This window comes from Thermomicrobium sp. CFH 73360 (genome assembly GCF_023806465.1).
In the GTDB taxonomy this organism is placed as follows: Bacteria; Chloroflexota; Chloroflexia; order Thermomicrobiales; family Thermomicrobiaceae; genus Thermomicrobium.
In genome coordinates this window covers 109,479-127,232 of record NZ_JAMSLS010000005.1, presented here as the reverse complement: position 1 = coordinate 127,232, position 17,754 = coordinate 109,479, and the positions used below count along the sequence as shown (strand labels likewise).

19 protein-coding genes and 1 pseudogene are annotated in these 17,754 nt (G+C 60.3%); 9 read left to right on the top strand and 11 right to left on the bottom strand.

What is annotated here, in order from left to right; genetic code table 11:
• Positions 1 to 15 precede the first annotated feature (15 nt).
• The 5 genes from NET03_RS10245 (at position 16) to NET03_RS10225 (ending at position 4,015) form a co-directional block, all read left to right on the top strand.
• Positions 16 to 1,242: an MFS transporter gene (locus tag NET03_RS10245; RefSeq protein WP_252128821.1), complete on the top strand. Its 1,227-nt coding sequence runs from the start codon at positions 16 to 18 to the stop codon at positions 1,240 to 1,242.
• Positions 1,243 to 1,272: 30 nt separating this feature from the next.
• The gene (locus NET03_RS10240) at positions 1,273 to 1,689 is read left to right on the top strand and encodes an acyl-CoA thioesterase (RefSeq protein ID WP_252128820.1); all 417 of its coding nucleotides are present in this window, start codon (positions 1,273 to 1,275) and stop codon (positions 1,687 to 1,689) included.
• Positions 1,690 to 2,374: 685 nt separating this feature from the next.
• On the top strand, positions 2,375 to 3,379 hold the full coding sequence (gene trpS, locus NET03_RS10235) for a tryptophan--tRNA ligase (RefSeq protein WP_252128819.1): 1,005 nt from the start codon (positions 2,375 to 2,377) through the stop codon (positions 3,377 to 3,379).
• 19 nt (positions 3,380 to 3,398) lie between these two features.
• Positions 3,399 to 3,743, top strand: coding sequence for a cupin domain-containing protein (locus tag NET03_RS10230; protein WP_252128818.1), 345 nt, complete (start codon positions 3,399 to 3,401; stop codon positions 3,741 to 3,743).
• A 26-nt stretch (positions 3,744 to 3,769) separates the two neighbouring features.
• Positions 3,770 to 4,015, top strand: a complete 246-nt coding sequence (locus NET03_RS10225; protein WP_252128817.1) for a hypothetical protein — start codon at positions 3,770 to 3,772, stop codon at positions 4,013 to 4,015.
• A 15-nt stretch (positions 4,016 to 4,030) separates the two neighbouring features.
• Here NET03_RS10225 and mnhG read toward each other — a convergent pair whose 3' ends face one another.
• The 7 genes and pseudogenes from mnhG to mbhE all read right to left on the bottom strand — a co-directional run bounded on the left by mnhG (position 4,031) and on the right by mbhE (position 9,885).
• Complete coding sequence (gene mnhG, locus NET03_RS10220; protein WP_252128816.1) at positions 4,031 to 4,432, bottom strand: monovalent cation/H(+) antiporter subunit G; 402 nt, start codon at positions 4,430 to 4,432, stop codon at positions 4,031 to 4,033.
• The gene (locus NET03_RS10215; protein WP_252128815.1) at positions 4,429 to 4,722 is read right to left on the bottom strand and encodes a monovalent cation/H+ antiporter complex subunit F; all 294 of its coding nucleotides are present in this window, start codon (positions 4,720 to 4,722) and stop codon (positions 4,429 to 4,431) included. The genes mnhG and NET03_RS10215 overlap by 4 nt, the downstream gene beginning before the upstream one ends.
• Positions 4,719 to 5,192: a Na+/H+ antiporter subunit E gene (locus tag NET03_RS10210; RefSeq protein WP_252128814.1), complete on the bottom strand. Its 474-nt coding sequence runs from the start codon at positions 5,190 to 5,192 to the stop codon at positions 4,719 to 4,721. Before NET03_RS10210 ends, NET03_RS10215 begins: the two co-directional genes overlap by 4 nt.
• 2 nt (positions 5,193 to 5,194) lie before the next feature.
• Positions 5,195 to 6,709, bottom strand: a complete 1,515-nt coding sequence (locus tag NET03_RS10205; protein ID WP_252128813.1) for a Na+/H+ antiporter subunit D — start codon at positions 6,707 to 6,709, stop codon at positions 5,195 to 5,197.
• Between the two features lie 87 nt (positions 6,710 to 6,796).
• A pseudogene (locus NET03_RS10200) lies at positions 6,797 to 7,138 on the bottom strand (Na+/H+ antiporter subunit C); the annotation flags it as partial.
• Positions 7,139 to 7,141: 3 nt separating this feature from the next.
• Positions 7,142 to 7,564 (bottom strand): Na+/H+ antiporter subunit B, encoded by a 423-nt coding sequence (locus NET03_RS10195; protein WP_252128811.1) that lies wholly within the window; start codon positions 7,562 to 7,564, stop codon positions 7,142 to 7,144.
• Complete coding sequence (gene mbhE / locus NET03_RS10190; RefSeq protein WP_252128810.1) at positions 7,564 to 9,885, bottom strand: hydrogen gas-evolving membrane-bound hydrogenase subunit E; 2,322 nt, start codon at positions 9,883 to 9,885, stop codon at positions 7,564 to 7,566. The genes NET03_RS10195 and mbhE overlap by 1 nt, the downstream gene beginning before the upstream one ends.
• Before the next feature lie 718 nt (positions 9,886 to 10,603).
• Here mbhE and NET03_RS10185 point away from each other — a divergent pair.
• The gene (locus NET03_RS10185; RefSeq protein ID WP_252128809.1) at positions 10,604 to 11,368 is read left to right on the top strand and encodes a VOC family protein; all 765 of its coding nucleotides are present in this window, start codon (positions 10,604 to 10,606) and stop codon (positions 11,366 to 11,368) included.
• Here NET03_RS10185 and NET03_RS10180 read toward each other — a convergent pair.
• Entirely contained in the window at positions 11,365 to 11,970 is a 606-nt protein-coding gene (locus NET03_RS10180) for an LOG family protein (RefSeq protein ID WP_252128808.1), read from the bottom strand. The two genes, NET03_RS10185 and NET03_RS10180, sit on opposite strands and share 4 nt — an antisense overlap.
• 266 nt (positions 11,971 to 12,236) lie before the next feature.
• Between NET03_RS10180 and NET03_RS10175 the strand changes: the two genes are divergently transcribed.
• The 3 genes from NET03_RS10175 (at position 12,237) to hpt (ending at position 14,938) form a co-directional block, all read left to right on the top strand.
• The gene (locus NET03_RS10175) at positions 12,237 to 12,551 is read left to right on the top strand and encodes a ferredoxin family protein (protein WP_252128807.1); all 315 of its coding nucleotides are present in this window, start codon (positions 12,237 to 12,239) and stop codon (positions 12,549 to 12,551) included.
• 628 nt (positions 12,552 to 13,179) lie between these two features.
• Positions 13,180 to 13,698 carry a (2Fe-2S) ferredoxin domain-containing protein gene (locus tag NET03_RS10170; protein WP_252128806.1) on the top strand — a complete coding sequence of 173 codons (519 nt, stop codon included), beginning with the start codon at positions 13,180 to 13,182 and terminating at the stop codon, positions 13,696 to 13,698.
• A 289-nt stretch (positions 13,699 to 13,987) separates the two neighbouring features.
• Positions 13,988 to 14,938, top strand: coding sequence for a hypoxanthine phosphoribosyltransferase (hpt, locus tag NET03_RS13850; RefSeq protein WP_353655812.1), 951 nt, complete (start codon positions 13,988 to 13,990; stop codon positions 14,936 to 14,938).
• Positions 14,939 to 14,945: 7 nt separating this feature from the next.
• Here the strand turns inward: hpt and NET03_RS10160 are convergent, their stop codons facing one another.
• The 3 genes from NET03_RS10160 to NET03_RS10150 all read right to left on the bottom strand — a co-directional run bounded on the left by NET03_RS10160 (position 14,946) and on the right by NET03_RS10150 (position 17,560).
• Positions 14,946 to 15,854: an Fpg/Nei family DNA glycosylase gene (locus NET03_RS10160; protein ID WP_252128805.1), complete on the bottom strand. Its 909-nt coding sequence runs from the start codon at positions 15,852 to 15,854 to the stop codon at positions 14,946 to 14,948.
• Positions 15,847 to 16,263, bottom strand: a complete 417-nt coding sequence (locus NET03_RS10155) for a hypothetical protein (protein WP_252128804.1) — start codon at positions 16,261 to 16,263, stop codon at positions 15,847 to 15,849. The genes NET03_RS10160 and NET03_RS10155 overlap by 8 nt, the downstream gene beginning before the upstream one ends.
• A gap of 178 nt (positions 16,264 to 16,441) precedes the next feature.
• The gene (locus NET03_RS10150; protein ID WP_252128803.1) at positions 16,442 to 17,560 is read right to left on the bottom strand and encodes an NDMA-dependent alcohol dehydrogenase; all 1,119 of its coding nucleotides are present in this window, start codon (positions 17,558 to 17,560) and stop codon (positions 16,442 to 16,444) included.
• Positions 17,561 to 17,754 lie beyond the last annotated feature (194 nt).

Genomic DNA, 17,754 nt, shown 5'->3' with positions numbered 1-17,754 from the left:
CGGGGAGCGTCGGGTATGCGCAACTTGATCCCGCGTCCGTGGGTACTCCGGCAACCGATGCTCCGTCTGGTGCTCGGCCTCACCCTGCTTGCGGGGCTCATAACTGGGTTGGTGGTGCCGTTCATTGCGCTCATCGCTCGTGAACGCGGAGCCTCCTATGGCACTGTTGGGCTCATGGCCTCAGCGTTCATGCTCGCACAGCTGGTTTTCTTCTTCCCGGCTGGGGCGCTGGCTGATCGTATTGGGCGGGTGCGACCTGTCGTTGCAGGCCTGATTATTGAGGGCGCCGCGACGGCAGCATTCGTTTGGGCGGAAAGCCCCGCTGCATTTATTGCTCTGCGCGTGCTCCAGGGGGTTGGGCTTTCGCTGATTTACCCGGCCATGCGGGCGCTGCTCGCTGACTTGACGCCCGTGGAGCGTCGTGGCGAAGCGTTCGCCGCCTTCTGGGGTATGTTCAACGTGGGATGGCTCTTGGGACCGGCGATTGGTGGTCTTCTCTCGAGCTTCGTTGGGAAAGTCGTACTCCTCTTGCTCAGCGGTTTCGGGGAAATGCTGCTTGCGCTTCCCGTTCTCCTGGCCTTCCGGCGTCTGAGCACGACGGCAGCAGGGACAGTACCGCGCGCAGGACGCGATTCGTTCCGCACGATCTTGGGTGGAGCCTTGTTCGCTGCGATGCTTTTGGCCTTCGCCTTCGAGGTTCCAGTGGGTATCTTCAGCGGGATCTGGAGCATTTACCTCAAAGAGCTGGGTGCAAGCGACTTCGTCTTGGGGATCAGCTATACGACCTTCTCCGTCGCCAATCTTGTCACCTTGCCGATCGGAGCGCGCTTGGCGAACCACCGACCTCGCTGGCGTCGTGTCGCCGTGTTGTCGACATTGCTCGGGGGGGTGATCGTTGGGTACGGTGTCCCGTCTATTCCTGCCTTGTTAGTGCTTGGCGCCGTTGAAGGAGCAATTGCGGGGTTGTTAACTCCGTCTGTCGACGCGTATCTCTCCGCGCTTGCGGGGCCACAGCACCAGGGGCGGGTACAAGGGGCATATACAACGGCCGGAATCTCCGGTGCGGCATTGAGCGCGCTGGGCAGTGCTGTGCTCTACACGCACGGGGCCTGGCTTCCGTTCGCTGTGGCCGGTGGAGCATTGATTACTTTAGCCTTGCCCGCTGCTTTCCTGATACGCTCGAACGAACAGTTGCCAGTGCAGGAGGTGATGGCGGAACCAGCGGTGCGATCCACGAGATAGCAGCGAGAGGTTGAACGGAGAGGAGTACGTGTGCGGCAAGTGGAAGTACCGTTCGTGGTTTACTGGGGTGATGCGGATCCTGCGGAGTTGATCTTCTATCCAAACGTTTTCCGCTACGTGATGCAGGCCGAGTACGCCCTTTTCCGCGGGCTCGGCTACACGCTGCGGATGATGCGAGAACTCGGGATCGTTAACCCACGTGTCCACGTGGAGGCGGACTATCGGAAGCCACTGTGGGTGCACGACCGAGGTGTGTGTCGTCTTTGGGTGAGCAGGATCGGGCGGTCATCGCTCCGGCTGGACTTCGCTCTGGTGAAGGACGGAGAGGAAGAGCCAGCGGTCACGGGACATCTTGTGCAGGTTTTTGTCGATGCACGGACCATGCGGCCAGTTCCAGTACCAGAGGAACTCCGCCGAGCGTTCGAGGCGGGTGAGTCTTCAGTCTGAAGGAGCACAGTGTCGTGCTTGTCTAGGCGATGTCAGCTGGGGATGCCCGACAACAGACTGGCCGTAAGGTGTGTCCAGCGGTTTCTTGAGTCTTAGGGTGTTGGACACTGGAACCTCTGGGACGGAGTCCTCGATCACCCGAGAGCCAGAGAGACATGATGTGCAGTGCGCGGACAGCATGTGTGGGGCCGTATCGCATGGTGCGGAGGGATGGCGCGCGTGTGCTTGGACGTCGGAGGCGCAGGACCCTAGGTGAGTGGCCAGGAGGGTGGTGCGCCTTACCGAGATTCCGTACTTTTCTGTGGCCTGAACTGGCGCGGCGGAAGGTGCGTACCAGGTTTGGTCTACCAAGGGACACTTCGTCAGGGTGATGTGTCTACCCTGGCATCTGGCTCGGGGCTGGCCTTCACCCGAGCCATACGAGAGCTGTCTTGGGCCACGGCCAAAGCAAAGCCGGTATCGCACGCTCGCCTGAGTGGGCCGCACGGATCCGAACGAGCAAGAGGCTAGGAAGAAGCGGTCGGCGTAGCGGCGGACGAGGCCGAGGACGCCAATTGTCTGGATCGAAAGATTCGCTCCCGATGAAGGGGATAGGCAACACCGGAGTTTCTGACCCGTACTGCCATCGCGATCGCGTTCCGGTCGTCATGGTATCCTCGTGGGTCGGAAATTGGGAGGAGCGAGGATGGCGGGGAAGCCGCGTGCGTTCTCGGGAATCCAGCCGACTGGTGGTATTCACCTGGGAAACTATCTCGGGGCAATCCGGAACTGGGTGCTCCAGCAAGATCAATACGACAATATCTTCAGCATTGTTGATCTCCACGCCATGACCGTCCCGTACGACCCGGTGGAGCTCCGCCAGCGGACGCTTGAGGTGGCGAGTGTGTTGCTTGCCGCAGGGATCGACCCGGAACGTTCGATTCTCTTCGTTCAATCCGACGTGCGGGAGCACACCGAGCTGTGCTGGATCCTGGGGACGCTGGCAACCTTCGGGGAGCTCCGGCGCATGACGCAGTTCAAGGAGAAATCCAAGGGGCAGGAGCGCGTCGGTGCCGGGCTGTTCTTCTATCCGGTCCTGCAGGCGGCTGACATCCTGCTCTACGATGCAGCGGTCGTGCCAGTCGGAGAAGACCAGAAACAGCACATCGAGCTGACGCGCGATGTGGCGATCCGGTTTAACCACACTTTCGGTGAGACCTTTGTGGTACCGGAAGCGGACATCAAGCCTGCTGGCGCCCGCATCATGTCGCTGACGGATCCGACGAAGAAGATGAGCAAAAGTGACCCGGATCCGGACAGTCGGATTGAACTGCGTGATCCGCCCGATGTCATCCGCCGCAAGATTCGGAGGGCAGTGACCGACTCGGAGACGGTGATTCGTTACGACGAAGAGCGCAAGCCAGCCATCTCAAATCTGCTGACGATCTACTCGCTTCTCGCCGGTATTCCAATTCCCGAACTCGAGGAGCGGTATGCAGGCAAAGGGTACGGCCAGTTTAAACAGGATTTGGCCGAGGTGATCATTTCAGCGCTCACACCCATCCAGGAGCGGCTGGAAGAACTCGCCGCAAGCCCAGCGATTGTCATCCGAACGCTCCAGGAAGGTGCGGCCAAAGCGCGCGAGCTCGCGGCAGCAAAGATGGCAGTGGTGCGTGAGCGTTGCGGACTCGGGCTCCCGCCACTCGACTGACGTGGAAGCAGGTGGACCGATGAAGGAGCTGCCGGCCGTCACACGCTATCGGTGGGAGACAATCGAACCGGAGTGCCCGCAGCCGGGTGTCATCCGCCAGACTGTACATGGCGAGCGGCAGACGCTCGTGCGCTATCGCTACGCTCCGGGGGCGGTTTTTCCGACGCATGCGCATCCTGAAGAGCAGGTCACAGTTGTACTGCGTGGACGGCTCGCTCTGCAGGTGGATGGCTCAGAGATCGTCTGCGAGCCGGGTGATGTGGTGGTGATCCGCTCTGCTGTCCCACATGGAGCCTCCGTCGTCGGTGACGAAGAAGTCGAGACGTTGAACATGTTTGTGCCGCGGCGCGAGAGGGCGCCGTGAAGTAGAGGAAATGGGAGGAAGCACAAATGGCGGTCGAATCGATGGTCAAGAAGCTTCGTCGGCAGGCAGGAAAGCGAGTCAACCAGCGGCTGAAGCAACCGAAGCACAGTGTGCCTCACCGATATCCATTTAAGTACCGTCAGTCGAAGGAGGGGCGTGTGCCGCTCACGCCCGAGGATGCTGTGGCGATGTTGCGGTGGCGAGCTGCCCGCAAGGCGCAGAAGCGGCAAGTAGGCGATGAGGAACAGAAGGAGGCCACGGGGAAGCGGTAAAGCAGATCCCGACCTCTAGGCCGGAGTCTCCTCGATTCGGTCGCTTCCTGGTGTGGAGGCGGCCGGAGCATTATTGCTACGGAGCTCATGTGTCGCTGGGTGGTAACGCCCAGCGAGTTCATCCTCAAGGACCATGGGGCGGATGCCCGAAAGGTAGGCAGCCCGCCCGAGCAGGTGTGCTGCAATTGGTGTGGTCAGGAGGAAGAAGAGACTCGCCAGAAAGGCATGCAGCAACGCGGAGAGACTTCCAAGAGTGATCCCCGTGGCGGCGACGATCAAGAGGATACCCAGCGTGCCGGCCTTGGCTGCTGCTTGCATGCGCATGTAGAAGTCCGGCATCCGAAGGAGTCCTACCGCAGCGATCAGCATTAAGAGTGCACCGCTGAAAGCGAGCAGTCCAGTTACCAGCGCGATCATTCGCGGGTCCTCCGTTCGATCAGCGAGGCGAAGGCAACGGTGCCGAGAAAGGCGATCAGCGCAAGGACGATGGCGATATCGACGATCGCTAACAGCTGCAGTACGGCTCCGAGTAAAAGCAACAGCCCGACGACGAGCGAAGCAGTTAAGTCAAGCGCAATGACCCGATCAGGGATTGTTGGTCCACGCACAATGCGGACGAGCGCAAGGAGCAGAGCAGCGACGAGGATGACCATCGCGATCGTTAAGAGGGGTGAGGAGACAGGAAGACCGACGAGCCGCTCGGTCATCGGAGTGCCTCCAGTAGGCGAGCCTCCATACCGCGCTTGATCTCTTCGATAAAGCGGTCATGGTCGTCGACGTACATCGCGTGGACGTAGAGCACGCGCCGGTCGGCGGAGACATCGAGGGGAAGTGTCCCAGGGGTCAGTGTTAAGAAGTTGGCGAGCAAGGTGATCTCCGTGTCGGTGCGCGCTTCCAGAGGGATCGCGATGATTTGTGGCCGGGCTTGGAGTCTGGGGGTTACAACGTCATAGGCGATACGGAGATTACTGAGCACCAGTTCCCGGAAGAAGAAGAGGACAAAGCGGAGTCCCTGGGTGATCCGCGGGAAGTACCTCGGGCTGCCCCAGAGTGGCTCGATAATCGCGACGATGATGAAGCCAAGGACAAACCCGAGCAGCAGTTGGGGAAAGGTGAACCGCCCGACGGCCATCGTCCAAACCAGTGCAAGCAACACGTTTAAGAGGAACCCCCGCATCCTCAACCTCCAGCGATTACTACAGGATTGACTGTCCCAAGCACAGCAGCACGGTAGCCGGCCGGGTCGAGCAGTTGCTCGGCGGCTTTCATGGACAGCCCCAGTAGCATCTCACCCGCAATACCAAGATAGAGCGTGACCGCAGCGAGCACGATGGTCGGGAGAATGAGACGAGCGTTGTACTGGACGGAAGCCGTGTCTGCGTGTCCTCCTTCGGGCGGAGCTTTCCAGAATGCCTCGTTCCAGATCTTCAACATAGAGAGGAGCGTGAAGAGCCCGACGACGACGGCGATTGCCGTTGCAAGATAAGAATGCGTGGCAAGTCCGGCACGGATAACGAGGAGCTTTGCGGTGAAGCCGGAGAGCGGAGGAATACCTGCAAGGGAGAATGCCGGAATCAGGAACAATAGTCCGAGCCAGGCACGCTCTCGAAATATCCCACCGAGCCGATCGAGTGAGCCAGTACCGAATGCGCGCTCGATGAGACCTCCGATTAGAAACAGGTTGGTCTTCACGACAATGTGGTGAATCAAGTAGAAGACACTGCTTGCAAGGCCGAGCGGAGTAAGTAGGGCAAGACCGAAGATCATATAGCCGATCTGGCTGACGATGTGGAATGAGAGGATGCGCCGGACGTCGTGTTGCGCCAGTGCACCAAAGACCCCGGTGAGCATAGTGAGCGCCGCACAGCCAAGAAGGAGCGTATGTGTCCACCCGGGATTGTGGACAAAGAGGAGGGTGAAGACGCGGACGAGGGCGTAGACTCCCACCTTGGTCAGCAGACCAGCGAAGAGTGCTGAGACCGGTACGGGGGGTGTGTGATAGGATGCTGGTAACCAGAAGAAGAGGGGAAACACTCCTGCCTTGATGCCGAAGGCGATCCCGAATAGGACAGCGACCAGATCAAGGATTCGGGGGTCGGTGCCTGAAAGTACTCGGCTGAGGTCAGCAAAGTTGAGAGTCCCACTTATGCCGTAGAGGATGCCGGTAGCGCTGAGGAAGAACGCCGAGGCGAGCAAATTGAGCGACACGTACTTGATTCCACCCTCCACCTGTCCTCGTTCGGCTCCGAGAACCAAGAGAACGAACGACGCCATCAGCATGACCTCGAACCATACATAAAGGTTGAAAAGGTCACCGGTCAGGAAAGCCCCATTAACTCCCAGAAGTAAGGCAAAGACCAGTGGGTAGAAGCCCGTCCGTTCACGTTCTGGGTCGATCCACGCAGTCGCATAGACGATCGTTGCCCAGGAGACCAAGGCACAGATCAGAACCATCGCTGCACTGAAGAGGTCAGCGACCAGGACAATGCCGTAAGGTGCGGGCCACTCTCCCAAAGCGACCACTTGGAGCCCCTCACGTGCGACGACGACAAGCAGGGCGATGGCTAAGGCGAGGAGTGCCGAGGCACCGATGATGGCGAGAACGTGGCTCGCCGTTCGGCGGCGACGTACTGCAAAGAGGGTCAGGCTGAAAGCCAAGGAAAGGAGCAGCGGTAAGGTAACCAGGAGACCCATATCTTACCGTCCGTCCTGGGAATTCGATGCCGACACACCGACCGGCACGACTGGCTGGTGGGCTGCCTCAGGGACTTCGCCGAGCCGGTCGGTCGCGGTCAGATCGTCGAGGTCATCAGTGGCCAGGGCGCGGTATGTTCGATAGATCAGCGCGACAGCGAAGACGAGTACGCCGAAGCTGATGACGATGGCGGTCAGGATCAGTGCTTGCGGGAGCGGGTCGGCGTACGGGGCGGGCACGCTGGTGGCGTCCTCTGGCACCAGCGGTGGGCGACCCCGTACCAAGCCGCCGGCACTGAAGATGAGGAGATTTGCTCCATTGCCAAGAAGGATAAGCCCAATAGCGAGCTTGACAATGCTACGGCGCAGCAGGAGGTAGAGCGAGCAGCCATAGAGTGTTCCGATCATGATCGCAAAGAGGAACTCCATTGTTCACTCCTCTGCGAACTCAAACAGCATTGTGAGGGTCGCGCCGATGACTGTGAGGTACACGCCGACGTCAAAGAGAAGTGGGGTGCCAAGTTCGAGCGTCACTGTCCCGGCAAGAGGAACCTTGACCCAAAGTCCGGTAAGGAACGGTTTCCCGGTGATGAGCGCAAGGATCCCGGTTGCAAGGCTGAGACCGATACCGACGGCAACGAGCGTGATCGGAGGTACCCGCAACAAACGCCGTGCCGTGTTCAAACTATAGCCGAAGGTGAGAAGCGCAAAACCGGTCGCAGCGATGAGGCCACCGCTGAAGCCTCCCCCCGGTTCGTAGTGTCCACGCAGAAGCAGGAAGAGACTAAACAACAGCAGTAGGGGGGAGATCCACCGGACAGCGGTACGCAGGATGAGCGACGGGAGCGCAGTCATCAGTCCCGAGCCCCCTTCCCAACAGCGAGTAGCGCAGCGACACCGAGTGCAGCGAGCCCAAGAACGGTAATCTCACCGAGCGTGTCCAATGCACGGAAATCAACCAGAATCACGTTCACCACATTGCGCCCGTGAGCGGCCTCATACACCTGTTCGGCGAAATAGCTGGAAATGCGTTCCGGGTACCGAAAGAAGTGAACCAGCAGCGCAAAGACGCCCATTACAACACCAAAGGCAGTTGCAAGGACGGCATCACGGATGCGTGCTGGAGTCGAGGAAAGCTGTGCGTACCGGGGTAATCGGTAGAAGGCAAAGACTAAGAGGACGACCGTCAGGGTATCAACCAGGACTTGGGTGAGTGCCAAGTCCGGTGCACCATACCGTGCGTAGAGCAGAGCGAGGCTGAACCCCAGTGCGCCCAGCGCCGCAACGGCGACGAGTCGCTCAGTGGCACGCACGGTGACAAAGCTACTGACAATGATAATCAGCACGAGAACGGCATCGAGCAGATCGACGATTGTCAAAGGTGGGAGCGGAGCCGGTATCGTCAGCCCGCTGCGCAGCACACTGACGATGATCAACAGGATCGCGGTAGCGACGATAACCGTCACATAAACACGGAGATAGCCGTTCTGAAGGAGTCGGGTCTGCACGTCGGCAAAGCGCAGAACCATGCTCATGAGTGACTGGTAGCCTCGTTCGGGTGCCAGACGGCCGAGCCCGCGGGGGCGCTCGGCGAGCGGTTCCGTAATTGCCAGACGGTCCCCCACGGGCGCGATGCGCGGCCAGACCGCGGCGATCAGTCCAGCGGAGAGGAGGATAAAACCACTCGTGCCAAGTGCCACCGTGAACCCGTGCCAGAGGGTGAGCTTCACTGGAGGAGGCGTTGCTCCCTGCACGCTGGCAATCACTGCGGCGATCAACGATCTAAGGGGATCGAGCGCAAAACCTCCTCCCAAGGCGATCAGCCCAAGAAGCATCGGCCCAGTCAGAAGCGAGAACCAGTGTGCATGGTGCAGGTGGAGACTCTCCGGTGGACGTGCCAGAAGTGGCCGGAGGAGGAGCCACGCCACGGTGGTTTGACCGACGAAGGCGAGAAGGAGGGGAAGGAGGAGCAGCGGAGACAGCGTTTCGACACCAAGTTCCAGGATTGCTTCTTTGGAAACGAATCCAAGCGTGGGCGGCAGGCCAGCAGCAACCAGTACCACCAACCCAGTCGCACCAGCGAGGACCGGCGCGGTTCGCCAGAGACCACCGAGTGCGTCGAGCGTTCGCCGTTCTGTGACGTGCTCGATGGCACCGGCAGCCAAAAACGCTCCGCCTTTATAGAGAGCGTGGGCGATGAGAAAGAGTGCGAATGGCTTTACCCCGGCGTCTCCCAAGCCGAGGAGAAAGACTAACGTCCCGAGCGCACTCACGGTGCTATAAGCGAGGAGACGCTTCAAGTCGCGCTGCGGTATCGCGAGTGCCGCTCCCGTGAGCGCAGTGAGCAGTCCGAGAGTGAGGAGTGATGGTTGCCACCAGGGGTGACTACCCAAGACTGGGTGAAGTCGGGCGAGGAGATAGATCCCTGCCTTGACCATGGTCGCCGAGTGCAGGTACGCACTCACCGGTGTGGGCGCCTCCATGGCGTTGGGGAGCCAGAAGTGAAAGGGGAACTGCGCAGACTTCGTTGCAGCGCCCAAGAGGATAAGCAGGAATGCCACAGTGATGAGCGTCTCGGGTGGCTGTAGGGAACCCATGGTCACGAGCTCGCGCAGACGGAAACTCCCTTGCTGCTGGGCAAGCAGGAGCAGCCCCACAAGGAGTGCAAGACCCCCGGCCACCGTGACGATCAGGGCTTGCTGGGCGTTTGCCCGCGCGCGCGGGCGCTCATCCGCAAAGCCGATGAGGAAGAAGGAGGAGACACTTGTGAGTTCCCAAAAGACGAAGAGCAGGACAATATCGTCGGCCAAAACGAGTCCGAGCATCGTAGTCTCAAACAGGAGGAGTGAGGTCCAGAAACGCGGGAGTCGGGGGTGATTTTCCAGATACCCGACGACGTAGAGCGCAACGAGCGCTCCGATCCCGGTGATGAGAAGCGCGAAAGTGAGCGAAAGGCCGTCCAGGCGCAAACTCAGCGTTGTCCCAAGCGTCGGTAACCAAGGAAGCTCCTCGAGCCGCTCGGCACCGCCCACGACATGAGGCAGTTGAAGGGCGAACCAGACAAACGTCCCGCCTGAAACGAGCGCTGCGAGGTAACCGAAACGCTGTTGCAATCGGGCTGCGAGCCAAGGCGCGGCAAATGCGAGAAGCCCTAGGAGCGCGAGGCTGACACCCATCATTCAGTCCTTCGTCCTGAGCGACCTCGGACTCGAACCTTCACATGGCTGTGCGGGAGCAAGCAGTCGCCGTCACTCTCGAGTGCTCCCGCGGGACAGCCGAACGACCTTCGGTCGTCTCGCGGAAACCTCGAGCTGCCGCGAGCCGCTGGCACGGCTTCGGCCAGTGTACCTAGATGCGTTCCGCTTCGGCAAGAACGTCTGGCTGGTCTCAAGGATCCCATCGTGTGCAGCCTTAGGGTCCTGCAGGAAGATGTTTGCCTTGCCACGGGTAGTCGTCATCCTCCAGGGGGCTCTACTCCTTGCTCAAAAGGTCCTGCAGTGATGCACTCGAGCAACCATGTCTCGTATGGTTGCTCGCACTAGGGGGTGGAAAGTGCTTGGAGCTCTAACGCTCTCCTACTTCTGAGCTCAGCGGTTGGTAGGGTTGGGGGCATGGGAGAGCAGCAGAACCAAAAGCAGCTTGTGTGGAGAGGCCGAGTGCCGGTCGCCTCTCGTGGTCATGTTCAGCACATTGAGGCCAAGAGCGGGAACTCAGGATGCGGTTCTCTCTGGCAACGGGTGGAGGCTGTGCCAATGAGCCTTTGCGTGAGAGTGAGAGTCGCCGTGCATTCTTAGACCGTACAAGAACCAGCATTGGTAAATTGGGGAAGCGCAAGAGCCTAGACCGCCGATACACTGGGACGATAGGCCTCGGAGAGTGCAGAGGAGGGTAACTATGTTGCAACACGTTGATCATCTTGTGATCCTGGTCGAGGATCTCGAGGCTGCGATTCAGGCATATCACGAGGCTGGGTTTACGGTCGTGCGGGGTGGTGAGCACCCAACAGGTACTCACAATGCCTTAATCGGGTTCGCGGATGGCTCGTACTTGGAGCTCATCGCCTTTCGCGAACCGCATCCAGAGCATCGCTGGTACCGGTATCGCGAGCTAGGTGGGGGGATGATCGATCTTTGCCTTCTAAGCGACGGTCTCGAGGCTGATGTTGAGCAAATTGTCGCACGCGGCATCACACTACGTCTCAGTGAGGGCAGCAGGCGGCGGCCAGATGGAGTGACGATTGCCTGGAAGGGAGCGACACCACTGGACGAACTCACTGGTCTGGTTCCATTCCTCATCGAGGATGTGACACCACGTATTGAACGCGTCCCACATGGGCAGCAGGCTGAGCATGCAAACGGAACGCGCGGTTTGGCGGAGGTTCTCATCGCGGTACCGGATCTGTCTCACGCGGTCGAGCTCTGGCGAGCAGTGACTGCGACGGATGGTGAACTGGTGCACGATGCCGAGTTCGGTGTGACAGTGCACTACTTCGCGGTGGGGCCGCAGCGTATCGGGCTGGCCGCCGGCGGAAACCCGCTACTTGTCGAGCGCATGGAACGGCTCGGACCGGGACCGGCGCTCGCTCGCTTGTGGGCCTGGACCGATGCGGAGGTCGTGTTGGGGACCGCGCACTTCCAGCTCCGGCGATTGGGGGGCTAGCGCTCTTCACGTCCCACCCAGCGTGGGACCGCAATCGGTGGTTGATAGGTTAACAAAGCTTCGACTGCCTCTTCGGGGTCATCGGTCACAACCAGGAGCCCAGCGTGCTCCGGGGTGATAAAACCCTCCTCGACCGCGTGACGGACGCTGGCGAGCAAATGCCGGTAGTAGTCGGCAGAGTTGAGGAGCACCACTGGTTTACTATGGATACCCAGCTGAGCCCACGTCACGATCTCGAAGAGTTCGTCGAGTGTCCCGAAGCCACCGGGAAGTGCGACGAACCCATCGGCGAGATCTGACATGAGTGCCTTGCGCTCGTGCATTGTGCGAACGATATGGAGGTGGGTGAGGTTCGGATGTGCAAATTCGCGTGCCATGAGGACCTCAGGAATCACGCCGATCACCTCACCACCTGCTTCGAGCGCGGCGTCAGCGACCACGCCCATGAGTCCAATGCTCCCGCCACCGTAGACGATCCCAATACCACGCTCCGCAAGGAGCCGGGCAAGACGCTCGGCATGCAAACGATAGATTGGCCGGTTGCCGAGACGGGAACCGCAAAAGATACAGATCCGTTCAGGAGGAGTGACCGCATTGGACATTGATCGTGCCGCCTTTCATTCAACGGGGCCGGAAAGCCCCGGCTCGCAGAGTGTACTCCGTGGCGGCAGCATGGTGAAAGCCCTGTTGAGACAGCAAAACGCTGGCTCGGGGAGGATGAGGGAATGAGGAAGGGTGCGGGAGGCGGCTGGCTCTGGTGACCGCTCTCCGAGTGTTTCCGCAGAGAGAACGCTGGCATGAACAAGAGTGAAAGGCAGTCCCGTCAGCCCTCGTGTTAGACTGGGGGCGGTCGAGGAGGAAATCATCGATGGTACGAGTGATGGATCCCATCCAGGACCGTGCCGGGCTCGAGCGCAAGCTCGCCACGACACCCTACCATGTCGACCGTGAACGCGCCCATATCTGGATCATTGACCCCGATCTCTGTCTGCAGTGCGAGCGTCAACAATGCATCGTGTGCTGCCCAGCTGCGTGCTATACGCCACTGCCGGATGGCCGAGTCAAGTTCTCTTATGAGGGATGCGTCGAGTGCGGTACGTGCCGCATTGTCTGTTTTGAGTTCCGGAACATTGCCTGGACCTATCCGAGAGGCGGCTTTGGCGTCCAGTACCGGTATGGCTGACAGCGCTGTCCGTGTCGCGATTGAATTCTGCGAAGGGTCCCGTGCTGGATCAGTGCGATCTGCAGGCGTTATCACGGGGCAGGAGTTGATCCCCGAGAAGTTCGGTGTTGCGTCGGGTGCCGCATATCTGCGTTCCCGGGGGCGGACAAGTTGGCTGATCTTTTGTGAGAGGCGGGGCCGTGCAGCGTCACGCAGTGGCGTTTCCCAGCAGTCAAAGTACTGGTCACCTCCATTGCGTCCTCGTCGTTGCCGGGGAAACAACGGATGATCGCCGACGTCGGGCGGGGTGTCCCCTTTGGCTTTCAAGTGCGCTTGCGGACCGTCATGCCTCGCGCTGGCTGGCGCTCGGCCTGGAGTTGGAGTCGGCAGGTACGGTGTCTCTGCGCCGCTGACAGGAGCCGGCCTGGTGTGAGTCGCCGCGTCATCAGCGGGTGCGGAGCGCGGAGTAGAGTGGCAAAGTGGCGCTGGATCAAGTGGGGCGAGGCCTTCAGTAGAGGGGGAAGACAGGGGGCTGAAGAAGGAGATCCACCGGGCGCAGCAGATTTACACTTTCCAGAGGCGCAGAGGGCACTTTGTGTCGCTCAGGAGCATGAATCTTTGGAATGTCGTAGCTTGAGAGGACACGCACATGTACTGGTGCCGAGCGCACGTGCTGGTCTGCACAGCCAACCACTGCACACAGAAGGGGGCGCAACAGGTTGCAGCACGGCTCCGACTTGAACTCAAGCGAGCGGGGCTGGATGCCGAGATCATGGTGAATACCTGCGATTCGATCGATCTCTGTGATCTGGGGCCGAACATCGTCGTGTATCCACACGGCTGGATTTACCGGAACGTTCAAGTGAGCGACCTGCCGGAGGTGATCGCCTCGTTACGATCGGGTGGTCATCCGGTTGGGCGCCTGCTCCTGCGACCGGACTCCGAGGATGAGGTGCGCCGGCGCGAGTTGTATCGAAAGGCGGTGGAAGCGGGGTCACTCTCGGTTGAGGCGTTCGTCGCATTGGCAGAGCGGTACGGATTTGACGACGTATGGGTTGCCGAGCAGGCGCGTCGAGGGTTCATCGCGCGGAAGCCTGGTGAATCCGGAGACCGGATCACGGTGACGAGCAAGGCACGGCACCGCTATGGGTTGCCGGCTGAGGAGTAGGTTTCCGTCTGAGGCGCTGTGGGCGAGCCAGACCGAGCGGCGATGCACACGGGGTACGTGCCCGTCGGGCACTGGTGTGGTCTTGAACAGCTTCCGGTGTAGTCATGACGGTACTGACGGTGTGATCCCAGCCCACAGAGGATGAGAAGTAGGTTCGTGGCGTCCGTACGAGAATGGTGCCAAAATGGCACTGACCTTTGAATGCTCTTTGCCGCCTGCGTTGTGCTATACTGATAGCGGGGAGGAGTAGGAGAAGTGCAAGTGGGAAAGTCGGCAATGAGGAGGGCTGATGACAGCAGAGGTGCAGCATCTGCTGGTGGCCCCGGAAGAGCGGGCACAACGGGTACGCTTTGCGCATCCGGCTGAAGCAGAGTTTGCAGCGTTCCTCGATTTCTACCGTATCGCTTGGGAATACGAGCCGCGTTCGTTTCCCCTTCGCTGGCAGGATGGGCGGATTGCCGAGCAGTTCACCCCGGACTTCTACCTCCCCGAGCAAGATCTCTACGTCGAACTCACCACGATGAAGCAGAGCCTCGTGACGCGCAAGCACCGTAAGGTGCGACGTCTCAAAGAGCTCTATCCACATGTGAATATTGTCCTTCTCTATCGTAAGGACTATCATGAGATCTTGTCGCGCTTTGGGTACGGTTCCGTCGACATCACTTCACTCCGGCCAGATCAGATCGAGCGGGTACTCCTGAGCCCGGCTGAGATCCAGCGTCGAGTCGCCGAGCTCGGCCGCCAAATCTCCGAGGACTATGCAGGGGAATCGCTCGTGCTCGTTGGCGTGCTCAAGGGGATTACATTCTTCCTTGCCGACCTTGCACGTGCGATCACGCGGCCGCTCGCGATCGATTACCTGCAGCTCTCACGCGATCTTCGGGAAGGGGTTGCCATTCGGAAGGATCTCGATCTCGATATCAGCGGCAAGCATGTCCTCTTGGTCGAGGACATTGTTAACACGGGGCTGACGCTCGACTTCATTCTCCGCACGCTGCGCGAACGGAATCCGGCGAGCATTGAGATCTGTGTGCTGCTGGACAAGGCGGAGCGGCGACTCGTTCCAGTCCCCGTGAAATACGTGGGATTCACCATACCGAATGAGTTCGTTGTTGGCTACGGTCTGGACTATCGAGAACTCTACCGTAATCTCCCGTTCATCTGCGTGCTCAAGCGCGAGGTCTACGAGGCGAATGGGCACGCGCAGCCTGTGGGAGCTGCTCGGCACGAGAGTGCTTAAAGGAATGTCAAGACGCTGCTCGTGCCGAGAGTTCAGGGCTTGGTTCCATCGTTGGCTTCTTCGCTGACTGACACCGCGGACAAAAGTAGGTTCCGCGACCGGCAACAGTGCGTTTGAGGATGACGGTGCCACAGCGGATGCAGGGCTGCCCGGCCCGACCATGGACGTAGGGAAACTCGCCGACCGGGGGAACCGCTCGCCCGTTCAGGATCTTTGCTCCTCCGAGTGGAACTGCGATCTTCAGCACCTCATGGATCGCCCAGTAGAGCCGCGTAATTTCCTCGTCGGTCAGCGTCATGACTGGCCGCTCGGGGTGCAGCTGGGAAACCCACAGGCTCTCGTCGGCGTAAATGTTGCCTAGCCCGGCGACGATCCGCTGATCGAGCAGTGCTGCTTTCAGACGTATCCCACGCCGGCGGGCGAGCGCGGTGCGGAAGGTGTCAAGCGTGAAGTCTGGACTGAGGGCGTCGGGGCCGAGGCGTAGTGCCTGCAACGTTGCTGGGAGTTCAGTCGGTGGAAGAAGCTGGACACGGGCGAAGTGGCGCACGTCAGTGAGAAACAGGTGTGCATCCGGCGCAAAGTCAATGCGGAGAGCGGTCGACTTGTGTGGAAGTGGTGCGTCATAAGGGGGAACGGGATGCCCGGCGGCAAAGCCGGGGATACTACTTCCGCGCGCAACGAGCTGACCGGTGAGCTTCAAGTGCACAAGGAGTGCACAGGAGGGGAAGACGAGCCAGAGATATTTTCCCCAGCGACCGACGCTTTCCAGTGGGTGGCCGACGATCGCGTCGAGTGTCAGCCCCGATGGTGCGACAATCAGTCGTGGGCGATAGAGCTCGTAGCCAGTACAGGTCCGACCAACGAGCTGCTCAGCGATGCCGCGCCGGGCTGCCTCGACCTCTGGGAGTTCAGGCATGGCGCTTGCTCCGCCCGACCGTCTCGACGACATCGGCAGTCGGTGTCATGGTTGGGGGGCGGACGCCTAATCGCTCCCAGTCAATTTCCCAAAATCGGGCATCGAAGGGGTCGACCTCCTGCCGCGTGTCGAGTCGGTTCCAAATGGTCGGGAACGCATAGATCTCCTTGTCGTCAAGCACGATGCGGCGGGCGATCCCGCCCGGGCGGCTGACTGGGAAGATCTCGCGGGGCGGACGACTGATCACTTCCGTCTGGAACCAACCATGCTCGGGACAGCGTCCGGCGTGGAGCTGCCACGGGAGCTGGGCCGTGACCCGACCGATCTGGCGGATGATCACGTCTTGGAGCTCCCGGCGGCAGAGTGGACAACGTAACGGTGTCGACCGATTTGGCGTCGTCGGAGCCATCGTCTGCCTACCTGTCGAACAGTGCCTGATGCGGGTGGCACTCGGAAGAGTGCCGGTTCCTCGAAGCGATCTTAGCATGGGGGTGACTGTCCTGTCCGATGCGACCCGTAACACAGCATTTCCCTGGGCAGCAATCTCCCGCTGCCCAGGGAGGAGACCGTTCCCGAGAAATTCTCTCTCAGTCGAAGATCAACACGCCGCGGATGACGCGTCCTTGTTCGACGTCATGATAGGCCTGGTTGATCTCGTCAAGCCGATAGCGTCGCGTCACGAGCTCGTCGAGCTTGAGCTTGCCGTCACGGTACAACGCGAGAAGGCGAGGAATGTCGATGCGTGGCACATTATGGCCAAAGATTGTCCCGAAGACTTCCTTTGCCATGAGCATGAACATAAGGTCGAGTGGAGGAGTCTCCGGTTCATTCGGATCACGGCCGATGGCCCCCACGATGACTGTCCGACCGGCCTTGCGTGTCGCACGCGTGGCAGTCGCCAAAAGCGCGGGCGTCACTAAGCTTGGAGTCAAGATGGTGGCGTCGGCGCCGACGCCGTGGGTGATGTCCATAATCCGCTGGATCGGATCCTCCCGCGTGGGGTTGATGGTGTGGGTGGCCCCAAACTCCTTGGCCTTCTCCAACTTCCAATCGACCAAATCGATCGCAATCACCTTCTCCGCTCCGGCCATGGCGGCACCCTGCACCGCGTTCATCCCGACACCGCCGGTGCCGAAGATCGCCACCGTCTCCCCGGGACGGACCCGGGCGCGGTTGACGGCGGCACCCCAGCCGGTGGGAACAGCGCAGCCGACCAGACATGCCCGATCCAACGGGAGATCCGGATCGATCTTAATGACCGAGTCGACCGGGCAGACCGTGTACTCGCTAAACGCCGAAACGAGCGCAAACTGGGCGATATCCTGCCCGTCCTTGTGCAAGCGGAAGGTACCGTCGAGTTGGGCACCTTGTGTGAGGAGGATACCGCGATCGCAGAGGGCAGCGAGCCCGCTCAAGCACCAGCGGCACTTGCCACATGCTGGGATGTAGCAGAGGACGACATGGTCGCCAGGCTTGAGGTCGGTGACACCGGGCCCGACCTTCTCGATGATCCCTGCGCCTTCATGGCCCACGACCATTGGGAAGCGCACTGGTGCAGCTCCCGTGGCGAAGTGCCAGTCGGAGTGACAGAGCCCGGTCGCCACCAGTTTGACCAGGACTTCCCCCTCCTTCGGTTCATCGACCTCAATCTCCTCGATACTGAAAGAGCGAGTCGGGCCGTACAGAACTGCCGCTCGGGATTTCATCAAGTACCTCCTCGCGTTTTTGTTTAGCGGTGAACCGCTTGCTGACTGAACGGATCGTAGCATGATGCTGCCCCAAGAGCAACGTACTCGTGCAGGATAGGAGAACAGGAGTGACGTGCTACTGAAATCGAGAACAGTGGGTACGAACGTCGTCCCGGGTGGAGCCTTCGAGAAGCTGGACAGAAGCACTGATC